The organism is Streptomyces sp. NPDC004266, assembly GCF_042874095.1.
Classification (GTDB): Bacteria; Actinomycetota; Actinomycetes; order Streptomycetales; family Streptomycetaceae; genus Streptomyces.
Genome location: NZ_JBIAMM010000017.1, coordinates 36,753 through 59,624 on the forward strand (window position 1 = coordinate 36,753; position 22,872 = coordinate 59,624).

General features: G+C 71.4%; 12 protein-coding genes. 3 read left to right on the plus strand and 9 right to left on the minus strand.

Going from position 1 to position 22,872, the window contains the following annotated elements; translation table 11 throughout:
* Positions 1 to 190: 190 nt before the first annotated feature.
* Positions 191 to 1,795, minus strand: a complete 1,605-nt coding sequence (locus ACFYUZ_RS32345) for an FAD-binding oxidoreductase (protein WP_389315260.1) — start codon at positions 1,793 to 1,795, stop codon at positions 191 to 193.
* A 71-nt stretch (positions 1,796 to 1,866) separates the two neighbouring features.
* Here ACFYUZ_RS32345 and ACFYUZ_RS32350 point away from each other — a divergent pair, with 71 nt between their 5' ends.
* A complete protein-coding gene (locus ACFYUZ_RS32350; RefSeq protein ID WP_389315261.1) occupies positions 1,867 to 2,502 on the plus strand; it encodes a TetR/AcrR family transcriptional regulator in 636 nt (211 codons plus the stop codon).
* 351 nt (positions 2,503 to 2,853) lie between these two features.
* On the plus strand, positions 2,854 to 5,268 hold the full coding sequence (locus tag ACFYUZ_RS32355) for an ABC transporter substrate-binding protein (protein ID WP_389315263.1): 2,415 nt from the start codon (positions 2,854 to 2,856) through the stop codon (positions 5,266 to 5,268).
* Between the two features lie 258 nt (positions 5,269 to 5,526).
* On the opposite strand, the gene ACFYUZ_RS32360 is transcribed toward ACFYUZ_RS32355, so the two are convergent.
* From ACFYUZ_RS32360 to ACFYUZ_RS32390, 7 genes are all read right to left on the minus strand, one after another.
* Positions 5,527 to 7,131 carry a glycoside hydrolase family 13 protein gene (locus ACFYUZ_RS32360; protein ID WP_389315264.1) on the minus strand — a complete coding sequence of 535 codons (1,605 nt, stop codon included), beginning with the start codon at positions 7,129 to 7,131 and terminating at the stop codon, positions 5,527 to 5,529.
* Between the two features lie 53 nt (positions 7,132 to 7,184).
* Positions 7,185 to 8,060 carry a carbohydrate ABC transporter permease gene (locus ACFYUZ_RS32365; RefSeq protein ID WP_389315266.1) on the minus strand — a complete coding sequence of 292 codons (876 nt, stop codon included), beginning with the start codon at positions 8,058 to 8,060 and terminating at the stop codon, positions 7,185 to 7,187.
* Between the two features lie 16 nt (positions 8,061 to 8,076).
* Positions 8,077 to 9,039, minus strand: coding sequence for a carbohydrate ABC transporter permease (locus tag ACFYUZ_RS32370; protein ID WP_389315268.1), 963 nt, complete (start codon positions 9,037 to 9,039; stop codon positions 8,077 to 8,079).
* A gap of 83 nt (positions 9,040 to 9,122) precedes the next feature.
* Positions 9,123 to 10,541 carry an ABC transporter substrate-binding protein gene (locus ACFYUZ_RS32375; RefSeq protein WP_389315270.1) on the minus strand — a complete coding sequence of 473 codons (1,419 nt, stop codon included), beginning with the start codon at positions 10,539 to 10,541 and terminating at the stop codon, positions 9,123 to 9,125.
* A gap of 209 nt (positions 10,542 to 10,750) precedes the next feature.
* The gene (locus tag ACFYUZ_RS32380; RefSeq protein ID WP_389315272.1) at positions 10,751 to 15,037 is read right to left on the minus strand and encodes a discoidin domain-containing protein; all 4,287 of its coding nucleotides are present in this window, start codon (positions 15,035 to 15,037) and stop codon (positions 10,751 to 10,753) included.
* Between the two features lie 201 nt (positions 15,038 to 15,238).
* Positions 15,239 to 18,577 carry a CARDB domain-containing protein gene (locus tag ACFYUZ_RS32385; protein WP_389315505.1) on the minus strand — a complete coding sequence of 1,113 codons (3,339 nt, stop codon included), beginning with the start codon at positions 18,575 to 18,577 and terminating at the stop codon, positions 15,239 to 15,241.
* A gap of 204 nt (positions 18,578 to 18,781) precedes the next feature.
* A complete protein-coding gene (locus ACFYUZ_RS32390; protein ID WP_376583660.1) occupies positions 18,782 to 19,789 on the minus strand; it encodes a LacI family DNA-binding transcriptional regulator in 1,008 nt (335 codons plus the stop codon).
* 247 nt (positions 19,790 to 20,036) lie between these two features.
* Between ACFYUZ_RS32390 and ACFYUZ_RS32395 the strand changes: the two genes are divergently transcribed.
* The gene (locus ACFYUZ_RS32395) at positions 20,037 to 20,468 is read left to right on the plus strand and encodes a protein-tyrosine phosphatase family protein (RefSeq protein WP_389315274.1); all 432 of its coding nucleotides are present in this window, start codon (positions 20,037 to 20,039) and stop codon (positions 20,466 to 20,468) included.
* A 242-nt stretch (positions 20,469 to 20,710) separates the two neighbouring features.
* On the opposite strand, the gene ACFYUZ_RS32400 is transcribed toward ACFYUZ_RS32395, so the two are convergent.
* Positions 20,711 to 22,843, minus strand: a complete 2,133-nt coding sequence (locus ACFYUZ_RS32400) for a PQQ-dependent sugar dehydrogenase (protein WP_389315276.1) — start codon at positions 22,841 to 22,843, stop codon at positions 20,711 to 20,713.
* Positions 22,844 to 22,872: the final 29 nt, after the last annotated feature.

Below are 22,872 nucleotides of genomic sequence, written 5' to 3' on the forward strand. Positions count from 1 at the left end.
CCATAGGAAGCGGCGCCGGAAGATACGGGAACCACGCCGTCCGCACTCCCCCGGGCCACTCCGATGCCCCGGACGGATGCACGACGGCGAACTGGCGCCGGGCACCGGCCGCCCTCGCGGGGACCCCGTACCGCGGAGGTGGAGCACACGTGGCGGCACGGCTTCACCGCCGTCCTTCCGGCCGGTCTCGTCAGTCGAGCAGGACGCCGGGGTTCAGGACGCGGCAGGGGTCCAGGGCGTCCTTGGCAGCGCGCAGTGCCAGCGCGAAGGGCTCCGGTCGCTGGAGGTCGTAGCCGGGGCGGTGGTCACGGCCGACGGCGTGGTGGTGCGTGATCGTGGCGCGATGGCGGTGCAGGATCTCAACGGCGACGGCCTTGATGTCGTCCCAGACCTCGACCTCGTCGCCGGGTCGGCCGGCGGCGGCCACGGTGAAGTAGGGGGCGGCCCCGTCGGGGTAGACGTGGGTCAGGCGGCAGTTGACGGTGGCCGGGTGTCCTGTGATCTTCAGGGCGGCGGCGCCGACCTCGGTACGGACGGCGTCGATCAAGACGGGGATCTTGTCCCAGGTGGCGGCGGTCTCGAAGGTCTCGACGACGGCGCCCATGCGGGCCAGGCCGTCACGCAGGTAGGGCATGCGCAGGAAGGCCGAGCGCCAGGCGCTCACCGCCGAGCCGGCCGAGGTGTCACGGTCCGCCGGGGGCGTCTCGGCCCGGCCGCTGTGGGCGCGGGCCAGGTCCACCGCGCTCGCGAGGCGGTCGTCGACGGGTCCGGTGGCGGATTCGAAACCCAGGACCAGGACGGAGGAGCCGTCCCGGGAAGCGCCGGAGAGGAAGGCTTCGCCGGCGTCGAGCAGGCGGCAGTTGGCCGGGGCGAGGTCGGACTGGGCGATGGCGCGCACGGCGTCCAGCGCGCGGTGGAAGTCGGTGAATGTCACGGACGCGGAGGCTTTGTGGCGGGGGCGTTCCTGCAAGCGCATCCATGCCTCGGTGATGACGCCGAGCGCGCCCTCGGATCCGAGGAAGAGCCGGTCGGGCGACGGGCCGGCGCCGGAGGCGGGCAGGCGCCAGGAGGTACCGGATCCGGCGGGGGTGATCACCCGCAGGGCCTGCACGAAGTCGTCGATGTGGGTGTGGACGGTGGCGTAGTGGCCGCCGGCCCGGGTGGCCAGCCAGCCGCCGAGGGTGGAGAACTCGAAGCTCTGCGGGAAGTGGCGCAGGGTCAGGCCGTGGGGCCGCAGCTGCCCTTCCAGCACGGGGCCGAGGGCTCCTGCCTGGATGCGGGCCGAGCGGCCGGCCGTGTCGATCTCCAGAACGCGGTCCATCGAGGTCAGGTCGAGCGAGAGCACGGCGCGGTGGGCATCGCCGCGGCACTCCACGCCGCCGACCACCGAGGAGCCGCCGCCGAAGGGGATGACGGCCACGCCGTGCTCGCCGGCCCAGTCCAGCAGGTCGGCCACCTCCCGGTCGCCGGTGGGGCAGGCGACGAGGTCGGGGATCCGGCCGGGGCGGGCGCGAAGGGCCCGGATGACGTCGCGGTAGGCCTTGCCCATGGCGTGGGCGGCGCGCACCCGCGGCTCGCCGGTGACCAGGTGCGCCAGGGAGGACGGGGGCGTCACGGCGGGCCGGGCGATGGGCAGGTCGGCGATGCGGGGTATCGGCAGCGGGCGGGTCAGGGTGCACGGAAGCAGGGCCCCCATCGCAGTGCATTCGGCGTCGTCGGGGTGGGCGTCGGCATAGCCCCACCCCCACCAGGAACGGGTGCGGGCGGAGCGGGACACGGAGGGGGTCGCAGACATGAGAGTGCTCCCGGTGGGGGTCCGATAAAACTTACCCAGTGGTAAATTACCTTAAGGTAATATCTACTCCCATGACAACGCCCTCCTCCAAGGCCGGCACCAAGGGCGTGCCGAGAGCCGATCGCGAACAACAGATCCTGGCCGCGGCCACCGAGGAGTTCGGCCGCCATGGCTACGAGGCGACCACCGTGGCCGCCATCGCCGTACGGGTCGGCGTCACCAAGCCGCTGCTGCACCAGTACTTCGGCAGCAAGCAGGGTCTCTACCTCGCCTGCCTCGACCCGATCGGCGACCGGCTGCTGGACGCCGTCCGCGCCGCCATGGCCGGACACGACACCGACGCGCCACCCACCCCCCTGCGCGTCCTGAGCGCCCTCTTCACCGCACTCGACGGGCAGCGCGCGGCCTGGTTCGTCCTCTACGACCCCACACTGCCGCCCGGCAGCGACGCCGCCCGGCGCGCCGCGCACTACCGCGACGCCATCGACGACCTCGCCGCGACCGGCACCGCCGAACTCCTGCACGCAGCCGGAACCGCCGACCCACTGGACGCCGACGCCCTCAAACACGCCTGGCGCGGCCTGTGCACCGCCCTGGTCCGCTGGTGGATCAACCACCCCGACCAGTCGCCCGAGGCCATGACCCGGCGCTGCGCCCGGCTCACCGAGGCCGCCCACGGCATCTTCGCCGCCGGCGACGACGCGTGAGCCGGACCGGCGACCGCCCCTCTGCTGTCGCAGCCCGCGTTCCGGGTCCTCGCGAACGGAGTCGTCGGGTTCGCCGCCGACACCGAGACCGGAGCGAAGACCGTCCAGCAGCACTCCGGCCTCACGGCCGACAGTCGAGCCTCCATGACGGAGAGCGGCCACCCCGCCGTCGTACGGGAGCCCCCGGGGACCTTCCGAACTGGGGACCGAATCCCTCCTGGGGTGCGACACCGCGCCCACCGATCCGCTCGGCCCTCCCCTCCCGCCGGCCCTTCACGACTTCGCCGCAAGGGGCGTGATCAAGCCGTCTTTCCGTCACCTGATCGGCCCATCAGGACCTAGAGTGTGCGCGTGACCGAGCAGAACCACGAACTCATCGCCGGCCGGTACCAACTGGTCGAACGCATCGGCCAAGGCGGCATGGGCCGGGTCTGGCGTGGTCTTGACCAGCAGCTCTTCGGACGCGAAGTCGCCGTCAAGGAAATCCTCTTCCCACCGGCCATGGACGACGACGCCCGTGAGGCGCTGCTCCGGCGGTTCACGGGCGAGGCACGCGCGGCGGTCACTCTCAGCCATCCGGGGGTCATCACCGTCCATGACGTCGTGGAGCACCACGGCGCCCCGGTCATCGTCATGGAGCTGGTCCGTGGCCAGTCCCTGGCCGCTGCGATCCACAGCCATGGCCGGCTGCCCGTACGGCGCGTGGCCGAGATCGGCGCCGCCGTCCTCGACGCGCTGACCGCGGCGCACGAGGCGCGGATCGTCCACCGCGACATCAAGCCGGACAACGTGCTCCTGGCCAAGGACCGTGTCGTCCTGACCGACTTCGGCATCGCCCACCTCGCGGACGCCACGACCAAGCTGAGTCACAGCGGGATCGTCATCGGCACGCCGCAGTACATGCCGCCGGAGCAGCTGGACGGCAAGCGCCCGACCCCGGCCAACGACCTGTGGGCGCTCGGCGCCACCCTGTACCACGCCGTCGAAGGGCACCCCCCGTTCGAGGCGGAGGGCCTCCACGCTCTCGCCGTGGCCGTGTTCACCCGCCCGCACCGGCCGCCGGTCCACGCCGGTCCGCTCGCTCCCGTGCTGGACGCCCTCCTCACCAAGGACCCGGCGCAACGCGTGGGCGCCGCCGAAGCGGCTGAGATGCTCAGGGACGTACTGATGTCCGCCCCGCCCCGCCCCGACGCGCCCCACGGGCACGGTCCCGCAAGGGAATCCGAGCCGGACAGCGGACCGGCCCCCGGCCCCGACGCGACGGCGGCTCCGGCACAGGACGTGGCGGTGGAGCCCCCCTTCGCCCCGACGATGCCGAAGCAGGCTCCCTCGTCGACACCGTCCGTGGCGACCCCCACGCTGCCGGACTCCTCCCGGGCCGACGCGGGCCCCCCGCGTCACCCCGTGCCGGACCGGCCGACGGCCCCGCCGGTCGTCGTGACCCCGGCCGAGCAGCGGCGCACGCTCGGCGCGACGGCTCGGTCGGAGGGGGAGGACGGGGCGTCCGCGGGAGGGCGGGGCCTCACCCGGCGCTCCGCGGTCCTGGGTACGGCACTCGCCGTGCTCGCCGCGGGATCCCTCCTGACCTGGTCCCTCACCCGTGACGACCACGCACAGAACGGCGGCCGGGCGGGTGACGGCGGGCCGGCCTCCTCTGTCACGGTGAGGATCGGGGTGGACGCGCCCCTCAGCGGCGGATTCTCCTCGATGGGCGCCGGTATCAGGAACTCCGCCGAACTGGCGGTCAGGACCGCCAACGAAACCGGACACGTCCCCGGTGTGACCTTCGAGATCACGGCCGTGGACGACGAAGCCGACCCCGCCAAGGGCGCGGCCAACGCCGCCCGGCTCGTGTCCGACGACAAACTGGTGGGGGTGGTCGGCCCGCTCAACTCCGGCGTCGCCCGCACCCTGGTGCCGGCGCTGTCACGCGCGGGCATCGTCAACGTGTCACCGGGCAACACCGATCCGGCCCTGACGCTGGGCCCCGACTGGGCGTCGGGCAACCGCGTCCGTCCGTACTCCACCTACTTCCGGACGATCGGCACGGATGTCGACCAGGGGCCTTTCGCCGCCCGGTACCTGCGCGGGACCGGGACGACCAAGCTCTACGTCGTCGACGACGCGAGCAGCCACGGCACCGCCCTCACCGCCGGCCTCACGGCCGAGTGGAAGAGGCTCGGGGGGACCGTCGTCGGCACCGAGCAGGTGGATCCCGCGGAACGCTCCTTCGCGGGCCTCGCCGTCAGGGTGCGGTCCTCGGGCGCCGAAGCCGTCTACTTCGGCGGCTACTACGACACCGCGGCACCGTTGTCCCGGCAGCTCAAGCAGGCGGGGGTGACCATCCCCCTGATGGGCGGCGACGGCATCTTCGACCAGCAGTACCTCGCAGGGAACCCTCAGGCCGACGGCGACCTCGCGACCCAGATCGGCGCACCCGCGACGGAGTCGACGGCAGGACGCGACTTCCTGACCCGGTACGGCGAAGCGGGCTACTCCCAGCCGCCCGGCTGGTACGGCCCCTACTCCTACGACGCGACCTGGGCCCTCATCGAAGCGGTGAAGGCCGTCGTGAAGGCGGAGGGCGGCACCTCCACCGACGGCATCAGGGCGGAACTGCCACGAGCCGTCGAGCGGCTGGCCTTCGACGGCGTCACCGGCCGCGTCGCCTTCGACGGCGGCGACACCGTCAACCGCCGGCTGACGGTGTACCGGGTGGACGGCGGGAGCTGGCAGGCCAGGACAACCGGACCTTCCGCCCCCTGACGGGACGCCCCTCGGGCACGCGGCGCGCGGTCACGCCGTCCGAGGGGTTCCGGCCGACGTCCCGATGCCGCTCACGCACGCGCGTCCCCGCGCGACGAACCGATGCGGCATCGCCTCGCCGACCGATGGCCCGTCTCCCGCCCGGCCGTCCTCGGTGCCTTCCGTCGGGGCGGGGTTCCCGTGCGTCGTCTGCCGGTCCTGCGCGTCTGGAAGCGGACCGTGCAGGGTTCTCGTTTCTCTCGGGGTCGCGGGGGTGGCTCAGGCGCGCAGCCAGGCGGCGGTGTCCGGGGGAAGGGCGCCGGCGGGGTCGAGCGGGCCGCTGGCGAGGAGGAGCGCGCCGTGGGCGGGGAGGGCGACGGGGCCGCCGGAGAGGTTGACGACGCAGGTCAGGCCGTGCGCGCGGGTGAAGGCGAGCACGCCGTCCTCGGCAGGGAGCCAGGTGAGCGGTCCGTCGCCGAAGCCGGGCACGGTGCGGCGCAGTCCGAGGGCGGTGCGGTAGAGGGCGAGCATGGAGTCGGGCTCGGTGGTCTGCCGGTCGACGGCGTAGCGGTCCCAGTCGGCGGGCTGCGGCAGCCACGGCTCCGTACCGGCGCCGAAGCCGTACGACGGGGACCCGGCCTCCCAGGGGAGGGGCACCCGGCAGCCGTCGCGGCCGGGGTCGGTGCCGCCGGAGCGGAAGTGCATGGGGTCCTGGATGCGGTCGCGCGGGATGTCGGCCTCGGGCAGGCCCAGTTCCTCGCCCTGGTAGAGGTAGACGGAGCCGGGAAGGGCGAGGGTGAGGAGCGCGGCGGCGCGGGCGCGCCGGGTGCCGAGCTCCAGGTCGGTGGGGATGCCGAACCGCTTGGCGGCGAAGTCGAAGGCGGTGTCGGCGCGTCCGTAGCGGGTGGCGGTGCGGGTGACGTCGTGGTTGCAGAGCACCCAGGTGGCCGGGGCGTGTACGGGGGCGTGTTCGGCGAGGGTGTCGTCGATGGCGGCTCGGAGCCGCCCGGGTTCCCAGGGGCAGGCGAGGAAGTTGAAGTTGAAGGCGGTGTGGAGCTCGTCGGGGCGGAGGTAGCGGGCGAAGCGCTCGGCGTCGGGGAGCCAGACCTCGCCGACGAAGACGCCGCCGTACTCGTCGGCGATCGCGCGCCAGGAGCGGTAGACGTCGTGGATCTCGTCCTGGTCGATGTAGGGGTGGGGGTCGACGCCCTCGACGAAGTCGCGGAGGCCGGGGTCCTTGGTGAGCAGGGCGGCGGAGTCGATGCGGACGCCGGCGACCCCGCGCTCGAACCAGAAGCGGAGGACGTCCTCGTGCTCGCGGCGGACGTCGGGGTGCGACCAGTTCAGGTCGGGCTGTTCGGGGGTGAAGAGGTGCAGGTACCACTCGCCGTCGGGGACCCGGGTCCAGGTGTCGCCGGCGAACTGGGAAGGCCAGTCGTTGGGCGGGAGTTCTCCGTCGGCCCCCCGGCCGGGGCGGAAGTGGAAGCGGGCCCGTTCGGGGCTGCCGGGACCCGCGGCGAGCGCGGCCCGGAACCAGGCGTGCTGGTCGGAGACGTGGTTGGGGACGATGTCGACGATGACGCGGAGACCGAGGTCGGCCGCTTCGGCAATGAGCTTCTCGGCCTCGTCGAGAGTGCCGAAGGCGGGGTCGATGGCGCGGTAGTCGGCGACGTCGTAGCCGCCGTCGACCATCGGGGAGGCGTACCAGGGGGTGAACCAGACGGCGTCGACGCCGAGTTCGGCGAGGTAGGGCAGTCTCGCCCGGACGCCCGCGAGGTCCCCGGTGCCGTCGCCGTCGCCGTCGGCGAAGCTGCGCGGGTAGACCTGGTAGATGACGGCGTCGCGCCACCAGTCGGTGGTGCGGGACGGGTTGGGGGCTGCCACGTGAGGGTCCTTTCGGGCAGGGGTGTGCGGTGGAGGTGAGGGGGCGGGGCTGGTCAGCCCTTGAGGCCGCCGGCGGTGAGGCCGCTCATGATGTTCCGCTGGAAGATCAGGAAGACGACGAGTGTCGGCAGCGCGGCGATGGTGAGGGCGGCGATGAGGACGTTGACGGGGACCCCGTTGGAGAGGGAGTAGATGCCCACGTTGAGGGTCTGCTTGCCGGGGTCGGGGAGCGTCAGCATCGGCCAGAGGAAGTCCTTCCAGACGCCGACGACCGCGAAGATCGACACGACGCCGAGGATCGGCCGGGAGATCGGCAGGACGATCGACCGGAGGATCCGGAGGGGGCCGGCGCCGTCGATGGAGGCGGCGTCGAGGAGTTCCTTGGGGATGGAGTCGAAGAACCGCTTCAGCAGGAAGATGTTGAAGGCGTTGGTGACGGACGGCAGCCAGATCGCCCAGGGGCTGTTCAGCAGGTTGCGTTCCACGATCGGCACGTCGAGCACGGTGAGGTACTGGGGCACGACGAGGACGGTCGCCGGGATCATCAGGGTGGCGAGCATCATGCCGAGCACGGCCCTGCCGAGCACGGGACGCAGTTTGGAGAGCGAGTAGGCGGCGGCGACGTCCAGGACGAGCTGGAAGGCGAGCGCGCCGAACGCGTAGTAGAGGGTGTTGAACAGGAGGGTGGAGAGGTCCATGACCTCCCAGGCCCGGGTGTAGTTCTCCGGGGTGAAGGTGCCGGGGACCAGGGTGGGCGGGGTCTGGATGACCTCCTGGGCGTCCTTGAGGCCGCTGGAGGCCAGCCAGTAGAGGGGGCCCAGGAAGACCAGGGTGAAGACGACGAGGACGAGGCCGAGGCCGATCCGGTAGGTGGCCCTGCCGGCGGGCCGGGCGAGCGTGGCGGGTGCGATGAGCGTGCGTGTGGACATGTGTGTCTCCCCGGTCCTACTCGTCCTCGGCGCGGCTGAGCTTGACGTACGCCGCCGAGAACCCGGCGAGGAGTACGAGCAGGAGCAGGCCGAGGGCGGCCGCGGCGCCGTAGTCGTTGAAGCTGAAGGCGTACTGGTAGATGAGGTGGACGACGGTGGTGGTGGACCCTTCGGGTCCGGCGCCGCCGGTGAGCAGGAACGGCTCGACGAAGACCTGCATGGTGGCGATGACCTGCATGAGCAGCATCAGGGAGAGGACGAGCCGGGTCTGCGGGACGGTGACGTGCCAGATCTTGCGGAGGAGGCCGGCGCCGTCGAGTTCGGCGGCCTCGTACAGCTCGCCGGGGATGGACTGGAGGGCGGCGAGGTAGATCAGGGTCGCGCCGCCCATGTTCATCCAGGTGGAGGCGATGACGACGGCGAGCAGGGAGATGTCGGGGTCCTGGAGCCACTGCTGCTCGGGCAGGCCGAGGAAGCCGAAGAGCTCGTTGAGGAGTCCGTAGCCGGGGTCGTACAGGTACTTGAAGAGGAGGACCGAGGCGACCGGCGGCAGCATGACCGGCAGGTAGACGAGGAGGCGGAGGTAGCCCTGGGCGTGGCGGAACTCGTTGATGACGAGGGCGACGACGAAGGGGACCGCGAAGCCCAGGACGAGGGCGAGGGCGGTGTAGAGGAGGGTGTTGCCCCAGGCCTGCCAGAACGCCGGGTCGTTGGCGACGGTACGGAAGTTGTCGAGGCCGACCCAGGTGGTGCGGCCGCTCTCGGTCTTCTGGAAGGCGAGCAGGAACTCGCGGACCATCGGGTACCAGGAGAAGACCGCGAAGCAGAGCACGGCGCCGATGAGGAAGCCGTGGGCGGTCAGGTTGCGCCGCAGGGTCTTGGCGAAGTGCCCGGTGGCCGGGCGGGGTTCCGCCTCGGGGGGCGGCGGGGGCAGGGGGTCGGCTCCCGCCCTGCTCGGGATCGTACGAAGGGCCGGCATCGTCGCTCCTTGGTGCTGGGGTGCCGCTGCTGAGGGTGCTGGCGGGCGGGGCGGCCCGGGCAGTTCCGCCGCCGCCCGGCGGCTCACTGGTTGGCCAGGACCTGGTTGACCTGGGCCTCGGCGGTGGCGAGGAGCTTGTCGACGTCGGCGTCCTTGTTGGTGAGGAGGCCGGACATCACGTTGTCGAGCACCTTGTAGACCTCCTGGGCCTTCGGCGGCTCGGCCTTTCCGGGGACCGGGTTGTCCATGAAGGACTTGAAGTTGGCGACCGGCATGGTCGCGTTCCGGACGCGGTTGGCGTCGTCCGTGCTCTTGGAGGAGTTCAGCCAGAAGTTGGGCTGCGGGACGCCGACCGGGAGGCCGTCGGCCTTGGAGCGCGCCCAGTCGAACTGGCCCTTGCCGACCGTGAGGTTCTTGAAGTTGAGCCAGGCGACGGCGGCCTTGATCTTGTCGGGCGAGATGCCCTTTTTGACCATGTAGTTGTTGCCGCCGGCGAGGGTGTTCCGGCCGCCGGGTATCGGCCCCATGCCGAAGTTCTCGTACTTCGCGCCGAGCTGCTGGACCATGTACGCGATGTCGTCGGGGGCGGCGAGGAACATGCCGAGCTTGTCGGTGGCGATCTGCTTCTGGAGATCGCCCCACTTGAGCAGCTGGGTCTTGCCCATGCTGTCGTCCTCCCAGCGCATGGCGTGGAGGTTCTTCGCGACCTGCTTGCCGAGGTCGTTGTTGAAGGCGGCCTTGGTGCCGCCGGCGTCGACGATGTCCCCGCCGAGGCTGTACATCTGGGCGGTGAAGTGCCAGCCGCCGGTGTTGCCGGCGCTGTACTCGCCGAAGCCGGAGATGCCGTCGCCGAGGGCCGCGATCTTCTTGGCGGCGGCCCGGACCTCCTCCCAGGTGCGCGGCGGGCTGTCGGGGTCGAGGCCGGCGTCCTCGAAGAGCTTGCGGTTGACGAGCAGGCCCATCGTGTAGTTGCTGGTGGGCAGGCCGTACAGCTTGCCGTCGTGCTTGAGGGAGCCGAGGACGTCGGGGTCGATGTCCTTGAGGAGCGGGACGCTCTTGTCGTTGACGTAGGCGCTGATGTCGGCGGCGCCGTCCTCGGAGAGGACCTGCGGCAGGTCGGTGAAGTAGGCGTAGAAGACGTCCGGCTGCGACTTGGCCTTGAGCATCGCGGTGAAGCGCGGGGGCTCCAGGCACTGGCCGGGGGTGGAGCGGCCCTCGATGGTGACGTTCGGGTACGTCTTGTTGAACTCGGCGACGTCCGCCTTCCATTCCCTGAGCTCGGCCGCCTTGGCGGCCGGCGGCATGCAGTCGATGGTGAGCGTGACCTTGGTCTTGGGGTCGAGCGGCGCGGAGGGGTCGGAGGACCCGCTCGCGCCGTCTCCGCCGGTGCCGTTGTCGCTGCTGCTGCTCGTGCCGCAGGCGGCGAGCGCGGTGAGCGTGAGGGCGGAGACGAGGGCGACGGCGGCGGGTCGGCGGGTACGGCGGAGCCGGGCACTTCTCATGAGTGGTCCCCTTCGGGCCTGGGCGTGGAGGTCACCCCAACTCGGGTGCGTGGGTGGGGTGCGCCACACTCAACCACCGACGACAAGTGAACGCAAGATATCGCGCTGATTTCGTAAATGCTCGACAGTGAAGCGCAACCCCGCATGCGCGAGAGGCCGGTGCGCACCGCCCGAAGCGGTGCGCACCGGCCTCGCCCGACGCCGTGCGGCTACGGGTTGACGTTGATCTTGAAGGTGGACGTGGTGTTGCGGATGTCCACGGCGTTTCCGCTGGTCCGGAGGCCGTTGAACGTCACTTCGCCGACCGCCGGGCCCTGGCCCGCCTCCGGCATCTCGTTGGCCCACAGGCCGAAGCCGGACTTCGCGTCGAAGGCGTCACCGCTCTTGCGCGCCCCCGTGACGGAGACGTCGGTGAAGACGGTGTCCTTGATCGGGAACTGCGGCTGCCCGCCCGCGTAGTTCGTCTGGAACATCACCCCGCTGTAGGTGGGATCGACGATGTCGACGTGGTTGACCCGGATCCCCTGGAAGACCTTCGAGGCGGAGAACACCCAGATGCCCGGGAAGGTCTGCGCGCCCCAGAAGTGCCCGCCGGCCCGCTCGATCGAGATGTTCTCGAAGGTCGTCGGTCCGGTTCCGAATCCGTTCATCGGATACCCGAAGTCCAGCGAGGAGATGGTGATGCCGGAGTAGACCAGGGTGTCGGCGATCCGGATGTTGCGGAAGGTGTTGTCGTAGCCGCCGTAGACGGCCACGCCCGCCGCACGCCAGGTGAGCGTGCTGGTCAGGTTCTCGTAGACGTTGTTCTTCATGTCGGCGCCCCCCGCGTCGATCGCCGAGAACAGCGCGAAGCTGTCGTCGCCGGTCGCCCGGGCGTCGTTGTTGGTCACCAGGTTGTCCGTCGACCCGTTGGTCATGTTGACGCCGTCGGCGAACAGGTTCCGGATGCGGGAGTTCCTGATCGTGATCCGGTCGGTGTTGGCGCCCCAGTACAGGCAGACGAAGTGCTCGTTCCAGATGTCGTCGATGACGATGTCCGACACGTTCGCGAAGTCGAAGACCTTGCCCGGGCCGTCGATCCGCGAGGTGTAGTTGCCGAAGTAGGAGAAGCCCCTGAAGAGCGAGCCCTTCGCCGTCGCCTCGGCCCGGAAGCCGACGTCCGTGTTGTCCTGCGTCGAGGGCGCGCGGAACGTCGTGTACCAGGGCCCGGCGCCGACCACCTTCACGGCCTTGCCGTACACCTGGAACTTGCTCGACGTCTGGTAGTCCCCCGGCGGCAGGTAGACGCCCACCAGGGCGCCCGTGGTGTCCATGCGGACACGGTCGAGGGCGTTCTGCACGTCCTGGTGGGTGAAGCCCGCCGGGACCGCGTAGGCGGCCGGGTCGGGGTTCGCCACCGGGGCCACCTGCTCCAGGTCGATGAAGTCGATGGCGTACGTGGAGGTGTTCGCGGCGTCCTTCTGGAGCCGGATCCGGCTGCCGGCCGGCACGGTCTCGCCGAGCATCAGACGGGCCTCGTCGTAGATGTGCCGGGGACCGCCCGCACCCGGGGAGTTGCCGGGAGCGGTCTCGGAGCCGTACAGCCAGGCGTACTTCGAGGTGAGCGGCAGTGCCTTCTTGAACACCCCGTCGACGTACACGTCGATCGTGGAGTCGATGCCGCCGCCGCCCGGGGCGTCCGGGATCGAGAACCGGGTGACCAGGGTGTTCGTCGACGCCCGGGTGGTGAACTCGACGTACTCGCCGGTGGCGTCCAGGTTCACCGCCCGGCGGCCGGACGCCTCGCCCGCGATGTCGCCGACGGTGCGGTTGGGGCCGACGACGGTCGCGCCGCCGCCGGCGGTGCCGTCCTCCGCCTCGTACGTGTCGTACGGCATGTTCGCGCCGCGCCCGACGAAGAGGGGCTGGGTGGCGGTGTTGTTCCGCCGCTTCACCGGCAGCTCGTTGGCGTCGTCGGCGAGGACCGTGCGGACGGTGTACGAGCCGTTGGCCGCCGTCCAGGGACCGAGGCTCACCTCCGTCTGCGCCCCGGGGGCCAGCGCCCCGGCGGAGGCGCCGCTGAGCGTCTTCACCACCGCGCCCTGCTGGTTCAGGACGGTGAGCGTGACGGCGTGGCCGCCGGCGGCGGTGGCCACCGTGCCCTGGTTGCGGACCGCGACCTCGAAGGTGACGGCGTCGCCCGCGGAGGGGCTGGACGGCGAGGTGGTGACCGCGGAGACGACCTGGTCGGAGCTGTCCACCGGCCGCACGACGAGGGCCGTGGGGCTGGTGAAGGTGTTGTTGGACTCGTTCTGCTCGATGACCGCGTCCGCCTCGTCGGCGACCGCGCTCAGCTCGTACGAACCGGCGTCGCGGGCGCCGATCGCCGCCGTGACGGTGGTCTGGGCTCCGGCCGCGAGGGCGCCCACCGCGGCCGTGGCGACCTTGGTGCCGCCGAGGCGGACGGCGAGGCTGCTGGCCGGAGCCGGGGCGCTGCCGTCGTTGCGGACGGTGGCGCTGACCGTGACCGGGTCCGACTCGACGGGAGAGGCGGGCGAGGCGCTCAGACCGGTGACCCGCAGGTCGGGATTGGGCGCGGCGACGCCGACGACCTGGAACTCGGCGATCTGGCCCGCCGGGGCGCCGGTGTTGGCGGTGATCCTCAGCTGGACGTCGGCGACCCGGGCCGTGAGCGGGATCGTCACCTGGTTGCCGCTGCCGGGGTCGAAGGCGTAGCTCTTCGCGGCGACGAGGCTCGTGAAGCCGGAGGCGTCCTGGGCGCGGCCGAGGACCTCGATCGTCTGCGAGCGGGGGCCCCAGGCGGTGTCGGGGTTCAGCTTCAGGACGAGCCGGTCGAGGTCGGCGTCGGCGCCGAGCTTGACGGCGAGGGTGTTGGGGTAGCTGCCGCCCGCGCCCTCCCAGTAGGTCGCGGTGCTGTTGTCGTTGGCGTTGGCGGCGACGAAGGTGTGGACCGTGGAGGAGGCGGAGATCGGCTTGCCGACGGCCATGTCGGAACCGGTGCCGCCGCTGCCGTTGCGGGTGACGCCGTTGCTCGCGCCGGACCGGTTGCCCGCCGCGTCCTTGGCCCGCACCTGGTAGGTGACGGTCGCGGAGGCGGGCTGGGTGTCGGTGTACGTGGTGACGTTCCCGGCGACGCTGCCGCGCAGGACGTTGTCGGCGTACACGTCGTAGCCGGTGACGCCCGTGTCGTCGGTGGACGCCGTCCAGGTCAGGCGGATCTGGCCCGGGGAGGGCTCGGTGTAGGCCAGGTTCGCGGGGGCCGTCGGCGCCTGGGTGTCGCCGGCGTCGCCGATCCGGGTGACCGTGTTGGAGTCGCCGGACTGGTTGCCGGCCGCGTCCCGCGCCCTGATCGTGTAGGACACCGTCTGGTTCGCCGGGCGGGTGTCGGTGAACGTGGTGACGTTCCCGGCGACGCTGGTCAGCAGGGCGCCGTTGGCGTAGACGTCGTAGCCGGTGACGCCGGTGTCGTCGGTGGCCGCGTTCCAGGTGAGGCGGATCTGGCCCGGGGAGGGCTCGGTGTAGGCCAGGTTCGCGGGGGCGGTCGGTGCCTGGGTGTCGCCGCTCGTCGGCCCGTAGACCTCCAGCTCGGAGAACTGGGCCGCGTTCTGGACGGTGTTGGCGGTGACGAGGACGCGGACGTACCGGGTGGTGGTGGCCCCGAAGCCGACGGTCGCGCTGCGTCCGCTCGCCGCGTCGAAGACGTACGCCTGGGCCGCGGTCAGATCGGTGAAGGTGGTGCCGTCGGTGCTGCCCTGGACCTTCAGGGTCTGGCTGCGGCTCCCCCAGCCGTCGGGCAGCCGCAGGACGACCCGGTCGACCCGGAGGGCGGCGCCGAGGTCGGCCTGGAGCCACTGCGGGAAGGCGCCGCCGGTGCTCTCCCAGTAGGTGGCGCGGTTGCCGTCGTTGGCGTTGGGCGGCGTGTAGGTCTGGGTGCTGCTGCTGGCGGTGAGGGTCTTGCCGGCGGCGAGGTTCGGGGAGGTGCCGTCGGCGCCGTGCACCTCCAGTTCGGAGAGCTGCGCGGCGGACCAGCCGCTGTTGGCGGTGATGTCGACCCGGACGAAGCGGGCCTGGGCGGCCGGGAAGGCGATGGTGACGGTGTTCCCGGCGCCCGGGGTGAAGGCGTAGGTCGCCGAGGTCTTCAGGGTGGTGAAGGAGGTGCCGTCGGCACTGCCCTGCACGGAGAGCGTCTGGTTGCGGCTCTCCCATCCGGTCGGGAGCCGGAGCACCACCTCGTCGACGCGGGTGGCGGTGCCGAGGTCGGCCTGCACCCACTGCGGGAGGGCGGAGCCGGAGCTCTGCCAGTACGTGCCCTGGTTGCCGTCGGTGATGTTCGCGGCGTCGTACTCGGCGTGCGCGCTGCTCGCGGCGGCGGCGTCGCCCAGGGCGAGGTTCGGGCCGCCGGCCGCGTGGGCGGTCGTCAGCGGACCGCCCAGCGCCAGGAGGCTCGTCGCGATCGCGGCGCTCAGGCACCGTGGTCTCCAGTTGCGGATCCTCATCGCTCCTCGGTTCTCATTCGGAGATGCGTCCAGAAATCGCGCTCGAATATCGATTCTTTGCGCGGGACGCTCAGAGAGTTCCAGAGGATCGTGAGACCGTCTACCGCTTGTGCGCCCCGGATCGAGAAGGCATCGGGCGACGTGCGGAGGCATGCCGAAGCGGCGGTCCACCAGGGGTGGACCGCCGTTCCGGGGCCCGGATCAGCCGCGGTTCACGACGAACTGCGAGCCGGGTTCGACGAGGACGTCGCCCTCGGCCGTGTTCGCGAACGTCACCCCGGTCAGGGTGGCGCTGCCGCGGGCCCCGCTCATGGCGAGGATCCCGGAGCCGTTGACCGTCCCGTCGATCCGTACGTTGCTGACGCGGACGTCGGGCATGGCGCCGCCGCCCGTCTTGAACTGGATGCCGTCGTACGTCGAGTCGAGGATCTCGGTGTCCCGGATGGTGACGCCCGGGATGTCCTGCCCCTGCGCGAAGAGGGTGATGGCGCCGAACTCCTGGTCCTCGTTCCAGAAGGCCCCGCCGGTGCGGTGCAGCGCGTTGTCGGCGATCAGGGTCCGGCCGCTGAAGGGCAGCGGGTCGTGGTCGGTGGCGAGCATGATCCCCGGGTAGTTCATGGTGTCGGAGATCAGGTTGTTCTCGATGGTGTTGCCGTAGCCGCCGTAGACCGCGATGCCGTTGGCCCGCCACGGGAGCTGGACCGTGTTGTTGCGGAAGTGGTTGTCGTGGCCGACGTCCACCGAGGTGTCCTTGACGTACTTGCTGGCCCAGACGGCCAGGGCGTCGTCACCGGTGTTGCGGAAGGATGAGTTGTACACGGTGGAGTTGCGGGTGCCGTTGGCGAAGTTGATGCCGTCGGCGTACGTGTTGCGGATCCGCATGCCGCTGAACTCCAGGCCGTCGCCCGGTCCCCACAGCTCCGGGATGTCGGAGTAGTCGCGGCCCACCCAGACGCCGACGTTGGCGTGTTCGATCCAGACGTTGGTGATCTTCGTGCCCCTGCCGAAGCGCCCGTTGAGGCCGACGCCGCCCTCGGCATTGCCGTCACCGCCGCGGATGGTGCCCGAGCCGAAGACGGCGATGTCCGAGATCTGCGTGTTGGCGTCGATGTCGAAGCCGAAGTTGCCCTCGTGCGGGTGGTTGATGCCGCCCGCGTTCTGCGGCGGGGTCAGCGTGTAGAGCTGCGAGTGCCACATGCCCGCGCCGCGGATCGTGACGTCGCGGATGCCGACTTGGTTGTACTGCCCCCGGTTCAGCGGATCGTCGGTGAGGATCTTCTGCTCCTGCCGCCACTGTCCGGCCGGGATCCAGACGCAGGAGATCTCGCCCTTCTGGTCGGCGGTGACCGCGCGCTGGATCGCGTCGGTGTCGTCGAGCCCGTCGTTCGGCACGGCCCCGTACTCGGTGATGGAGACGCAGCCGGCCGGCCGGGACGCGGGCGGGGCCACCTGTTCCAGGTCGATCAGGTCGACCACGTAGTACGCGGCGCGGTCGTCGCTGTCGCGCTGGAGCCGGAAGCGGGTGCCCGGCGGATAGGAACGGGTGAGCAGGGTGTGCGACTCGTCGAAGAGCCGGCGGGCGTCGCCACCGGGTCGGTTGGTCAGGCCCTCCGGGTCGTCGGTGGTGCCGTACAGCCAGCTGTGCTTGGAGGAGAGGGTCACCTTCCGGACGAACACGTCGTCGGCGTAGAGGCTGAGGGTGGCCTCCTGGCCGCCGCCCGCCGCCGCGTCCGGGATGGAGTTGCGCACGGTCAGGGCGTTGGCCTGGTTGACCGAGGTGAACTCGACGAACTGGCCGCTCGCGTCGAGGCGCACGGACCTGCGGCCCGAGGACTCGGTCGCGAAGTTGGTGTGCCCGAAGGTGCGCAGCCGGTCCGAGGTGAGCAGGGTGCCCTGGTAGCGGGCGTCCTCGGCCTCGTACTCGGTGTACGGGACGGCGGCGCCGCGCCCGACGACCAGCGAGCGGGTGAAGACGTTGTTGTTCTCGTCGGTCTCGGTGACGGTGCCGGTGGCGTCGGCGGTCGCCGTGAGGGCGGCCCCGCCGGAGGCGGCGGTCCAGGTGCCGGAGATCGGCACGTTCACGGTCTGGCCGGCGGCGACGGCGCCGGCCGTTCCCTGGAGGGTGGCCGACCCCGCGGTGAGCCGGGTGACCGAGCCGGCGGGGACGACGGTGGTGCCGCGGTTGAGCACGGCGACCGTGAAGGAGACCGGCGCGCCGACGGCCGGGGCCGAGGGGTTGGTGGTGATCCCGGTGACCATGAGGTCGGGGCCCGGGCTCTGGCCGACCGTCAGCCGGGAGGCGGCGGTGCGGCTGTTGTTGGTGTCGTCCAGCTCCGCGACCGCGTTCGCCGGGTCGGCGACGGCGGAGACGGTGTAGGCGCCGACCGGGCGGCGGCCGACGGGGACGTCGACGGTGGTGGAGGCCCCGGCCGGGAGGGAGGCGGCCTGGGCGGCGCCCGCGACGGCGCCCTCCACGCTGACGTCGACGGTGGAGGCGGGGGCCGCGACGGTGCCCGCGTTGCGGACGGTGGCCCGGACGGTGACCGCGTCGGTCTCGACGGGGGCGGCCGGGGTCCAGGTGAGGTCGGTGACGACGAGGTCGGGGGCGGGGGCGGCGGTGCCGAGGACCTGGAGCTCGGCGATCTGGGCGCCGGGGGCGCCGGTGTTGGACCGGAAGGCGAGCCGGACGTCGGCGACGCGGCCGGTGACCGGCACGGTCACCGTGTTCTGCCCGGTGGACGGGCTGAAGGCGTAGTCGGCCCGCGGCTTGAGGGTGGTGAAGGCGGTGGCTCCCGCGGCGCGGCCCAGGACCTCGAAGGACTGGGTGCGCGGGCCCCACGCCTGGTCGGGGTCGAGCTTGACCACGACGCCCTCGACGTCGGCGTCCGCGCCGAGCTTCACGGTGAGGCTCGCGGGCAGGCCGGCCGACTCCCAGTAGGTGGCGACGGAGCCGTCGTTGGCGTTCGCGGCCTGGTAGTTCTGGGTGACCGAGGTCGCCTCGACCGCCTTGCCCCGGGCCAGGTCGGTACCGCCGGCGGGCGGCTCGCCGGTGCCCGGCTCGCCGTAGACCTCGACGGCGGAGAGCTGGGCGGCGTTCCAGCCGGTGTTGGCGGTGATCTGGACGCGTACGTAACGGACCTGACTGCCGTTCGGCGTGAGCGTGACGGCGTTCGCGGCGGCCGGGTCGAAGCGGCGGGCCTGGGCGCCGGCCAGGGTGGTGAAGGCGCTGCCGTCGGTGGAGCCGAGGACGGCGAGGTTCTGGTCGCGCGCTTCCCAGCCGGTGGGCAGCTTGAGGACGACGCGGTCGACGCGGACGGCCGCGCCGAGGTCGACCTGCGCCCACTGCGGGAAGGTGCCGGCCGGGCCTTCCCAGTAGCTGGCCTGGCTGCCGTCGGTGAGGTTGGTCGCCGGGTAGGCGCCGAGGGCGCCGGAGGCGCTGGCGGGTCTGCCGCGCGCGAGGTCGGTGTCCGCCGCGGCGGCGGCCTGCGCGGGGACGGGCATCAGCCCGAGGGCGATCAGGGCCGCCATCAGCAGCCCCATCGCCAGTCGTCGTCCGTACACAGTGACTCGCAATCTTTTGAGCAATCTAGTCAATGTTTTGCGTGTTCTGGTGGCACAGGTTTCTACCGGATGACGACTCTGTCAACGGAACGGACAGGGAAATGACGAAGGCACCGCTTCCCCGGCCGCCCGGAGGACGACAGGAAACGGTGCCTTTGAGGAGGAAGCGGTACGGTGCTCCCGCTAGCGGGCCGGCGGCGCGGTGGACCCGCGCACCACGAGCTCGGGCTCGAAGAGCAGCTCGCCCGGGTGGGAGTGGACCCCCTGGATCTGGGAGCAGAGCAGCTCGACGGCGGCCCGCCCCATCGCCTCGATGGGCTGCCGAACGGTCGACAGGGGCGGCTCGGTGCAGTTCATGAAGGCGGAGTCGTCGAAGCCGACGACCGAGACGTCCTGGGGGACGCGCAGCCCGCGGCGACGGGCGGCCCGGATCGCCCCGAGGGCGAGCGGGTCGCTGGCGCAGACGATGCCGGTGACGCCCCGCTCCAGAAGGCCGTTGGCGGCGGCCTGCCCTCCTTCGAGGGAGAAGATCGAGCGCACGATCTGCTCGTCGGGCAGCGGGGTGCCGGCCGCCTCGGCCGCCGCGCGCGCGGCCTGCAGCTTGCGCCCGGAGGGCACGTGGTCGGCGGGGCCCAGGAGCAGCCCGATCTTCTCGTGGCCGAGGGAGGCCAGATGGCGCCAGGCCTGCTCGACGGCGACGGCGTCGTCGCAGGCGACACAGGGGAAGTCGAGGCCCTCGATGGAGGCGTTGATGAGGACGACCGGGATGTTGCGCTCGGCGAGCTGGTGGTAGTGGTCGTGGGGGGCGTCGGCCTGTGCGAACAGTCCTCCCGCGAACACGACGCCGGAGACCTGCTGCTGGAGGAGCAGGTCCACGTAGTCGGCCTCGGAGACGCCGCCCTTGGTCTGGGTGCACAGCACGGGGGTGAGCCCCTGCTGGGCGAGCGCGCCGCCGATGACCTCGGCGAAGGCCGGGAAGATGGGGTTCTGCAGTTCGGGGAGCACGAGTCCGACGAGCCGGGCGCGCTCGCCCCTGAGCTGGGTGGGCCGCTCGTAGCCGAGGACGTCGAGGGCGGTGAGCACCGACTGCCGGGTGGCCTCGGAGACTCCGGGCTTGCCGTTGAGGACACGGCTGACCGTCGCCTCGCTGACCCCTACCTTTTTCGCCACCTGAGCAAGTCGTCGCGTCATGAACGCAAGACTAGCGCAAACATCGCAAGAGAATGACAGTCAGTTGCAGTTCTCGCGCAAACCGGGAGTGAGGTGGAGTCCGCGGCGGGCCCCTTCCCCTCTCCCGGCTTGTCACGCCTCGCCCTGATCCGCCCGGTCCTGTCCATGAGCTTGCCCAGGGAGCACGCCTCCCGAATCACGGGGCCGAACCCGACGACGAGTACGACATTCCTCCTTGCCGGGCATGGACCCTCTATAGAGTGCTCGCATGAGTGAGCACTGGAACCCGACGGACGGGGTCCTGCGGTTTCCTTCGGGCGCGCTCGTGCGTGGCCGGGGTTTGCGTCACCCCTTGCCCCCAGGGCCGACGCCGTCCTTCGCGGTCTACCTGCTCGGTGAGCGGCCCCCACCGACCGAGTGGGAGGCCCGATGGTTGCGGTGGCCTGACTTCCGCCTCCCCAGGGACCGCCGGCAGGCTCGGGATGTGTTGCGGGAAGCGTTGACACGGGCGGGGAACGAACGCGTCGAGGTCGCGTGCGGAGGCGGGCGAGGACGGACGGGAACGGCCTTGGCATGCATGGCTGTCCTTGACGGAGTTCCGCCGGACCAAGCCGTCGCGTTCGTCCGTCAGCACTACCACCCCCGTGCTGTGGAGACCCCCTGGCAGCGACGATTCGTGCTGCGCTTCGAGGACGCGTAGTCGCGCGTTTCGCATCGGGGGCCGCATGACCGACGGCTGCACCGGTACGGGGGCGGGGTGGCGTGCCGGCCACTGTTGCAGTTGAGCGATCGAGGTGGGGGGACGCCTGGAACTCCTCCTCGTACGTGGTCCTCGGCCTGGGCCTGTGACGCTTCCGCCGGCGCGGCGCCCGTCCGTCCCACATGTGAGGACCCTCGGGGTGGCGAGTCCGCCCCGAGGGCCCCGCACCGACGTGGTGCGTGTCAGTCGGCAGGTGTCAGGGCCACCTCCGCGCTACCCGAGAGGGACGGCAGCCCCGCCGGGGGCGTGTCCTTGTACGAGGCGTTGAAGACGGCCTTCAGGTTGCCCGAGCCGGCGTGGCCGCCGTCCACGAACGTCCGGAACGAGCCCGAGCAGCCGGTGCTCGACGACAGCGGGTGGCCGTGGGAGTCGTGGCCGAGGATGAACGAGACGGTGACCTTCGAGCAGTCGACCGGCTGGTCGTCGGTGATGTCGACCTTCCAGGTGACCGTGTCGCCCCAGTGGAAGGCGGTGCCCCCGTGCGGAGCGGGGTCGGTGGTGAGGGAGACGACCGGCGCCTTGTTGCCGACGACGACCTGGACGGCGGTGGAGGCCGAGCGCCTGGTGCTGTCGGTGACCTTCAGGGTGGCTTCGAAGACACCGTTCGTCGTGAACGTGTGCGTGGGGTCCGTCTGGGTGGAGTCCACGGTGCCGTCGGCGTCGAAGTCCCACGCGTAGCGGAGCGCGTCCCCGTCGGCGTCCTTCGTGCCGGCGGCGGAGAAGCGTACCGTCAGCGGATTGACGCCGTTGACCACGTCCGCGGCGGCCTTGGGTTCCGGCGTGCGGTTGCCTCGGACGTAGTCGATGCGGGAGAGCTGGGCCTCGGGCAGTTCCGCGAAGTAGCCGGTGCCGTACTCCAGGACGTAGAGCGCGCCGTCGGGGCCGAACTCGGCGTCGATCGGTCCGTCCGTCCGGATCGTGGGAACGGCGTCCTCGATCGCGAGGACCTCGTTGCGCTTGCCGAGGGTGAGGGCCTTCATCTGGTCGCGGGTCCACTCGTAGAAGAGCGGCTTGCCGTCGAAGGAGGCGGGCCAGCGGTTCTCGGCGGTGTTGTGCTTGTCGTACCGGTAGGCCGGGCCGCCCATGGGGCCGATGCCGCCCGTGCCGAGCTGCGGGAACTCCGCGGAGGCGTCGTAGCCGTAGACGATCTCGGCGTCCGTGACCGGCGGCAGCTCGGTCAGGCCGGTGTTGTGGCGGGAGTCGTTGACCGGAGCGGAGCAGTCGAAGGCTCCGGTGGACTTCTGGGTGGCGAAGTCGTAGTCCTGGTACGGCTGGTCGCGGGTCACGCAGAACGGCCAGCCGTAGTTGGCGGGGCGGTCGATGACCATCCAGCGGCCTTGCCCGGCGGGGCCCCTGTCGGGGCGGGCGGTTCGGGCGTCGGGCGAGTAGTCGCCGACGTAGACGTCACCGGTCCGCTTGTCCACCCCGAAGCGGAAGGGGTTGCGCAGGCCCATGGCGTAGATCTCGGGTCGGGTCTTCGGTGTGCCGGGCGCGAAGAGGTTGCCGTCGGGGATCACGTAGCCGCCGTGGCGCTTGACCTTGATGCGCAGCACCTTGCCGCGCAGGTCGTCGGTGTTGCCCGAGGTGCGGCGGGCGTCGTAGACGGGGTTGCGGTCGGGGCGGTCGTCGATCGGGGCGTAGCCGTCCGAGGAGAAGGGGTTGGAGTCGTCACCGGTCGACAGGAACAGGTTGCCCCGGTGGTCGAAGTCGATCTTGCCGCCGACGTGGCAGCAGATGCCCCGGTCGGCGGGGATGTCGATGATCTTCTGCTCGGAGCCGTAGTCCAGCTTGTTCCCCGTGAGCTTGAACCGGGAGAGCCGGGTGTAGCCCTCGTACGGGGCGAAGTCCGCGGACGTGCCGGTCTGCGGGGCGTCGCCCTCGTTGACGCCGGGGGTGGACGGGTCGTCCATGGGGGTGGTGAGGCGGGGCGAGTAGTAGAGGTAGACCCAGTGGTTCCTGGCGAAGTCGGGATCGACGGCGATGCCCTGGACGCCCTCCTCGTCGTGCTGGTAGAGCCCGGCGGGGCTCTTCTTCATGTCGGCGGCGAGGAAGTTCACGCCGCTCTTCGGGTCGTGGATGCGGATCTCGCCGGTGCGCGCGGTGTGCAGGACGCGCAGGTCGGGCAGGACGGCGAGGGCCATGGGCTCGCCCGGCCGGTCGTTGAGGGTGACCTTCTGGAAGGCCGACGCGGCCGGCGCGGCCGGTGGGGCCGCGCCCGGTGCGGTGGTGGCCTGGACGGGGGCCAGGGGCAGCAGCCCGATGGCGCCGGCCAGCGCCGCCGTGCCCAGGAGGGTGACGGTCCGTCTGTTGTGCACGCGGAGCTCCTTCGCTACTGGTTCGGGGC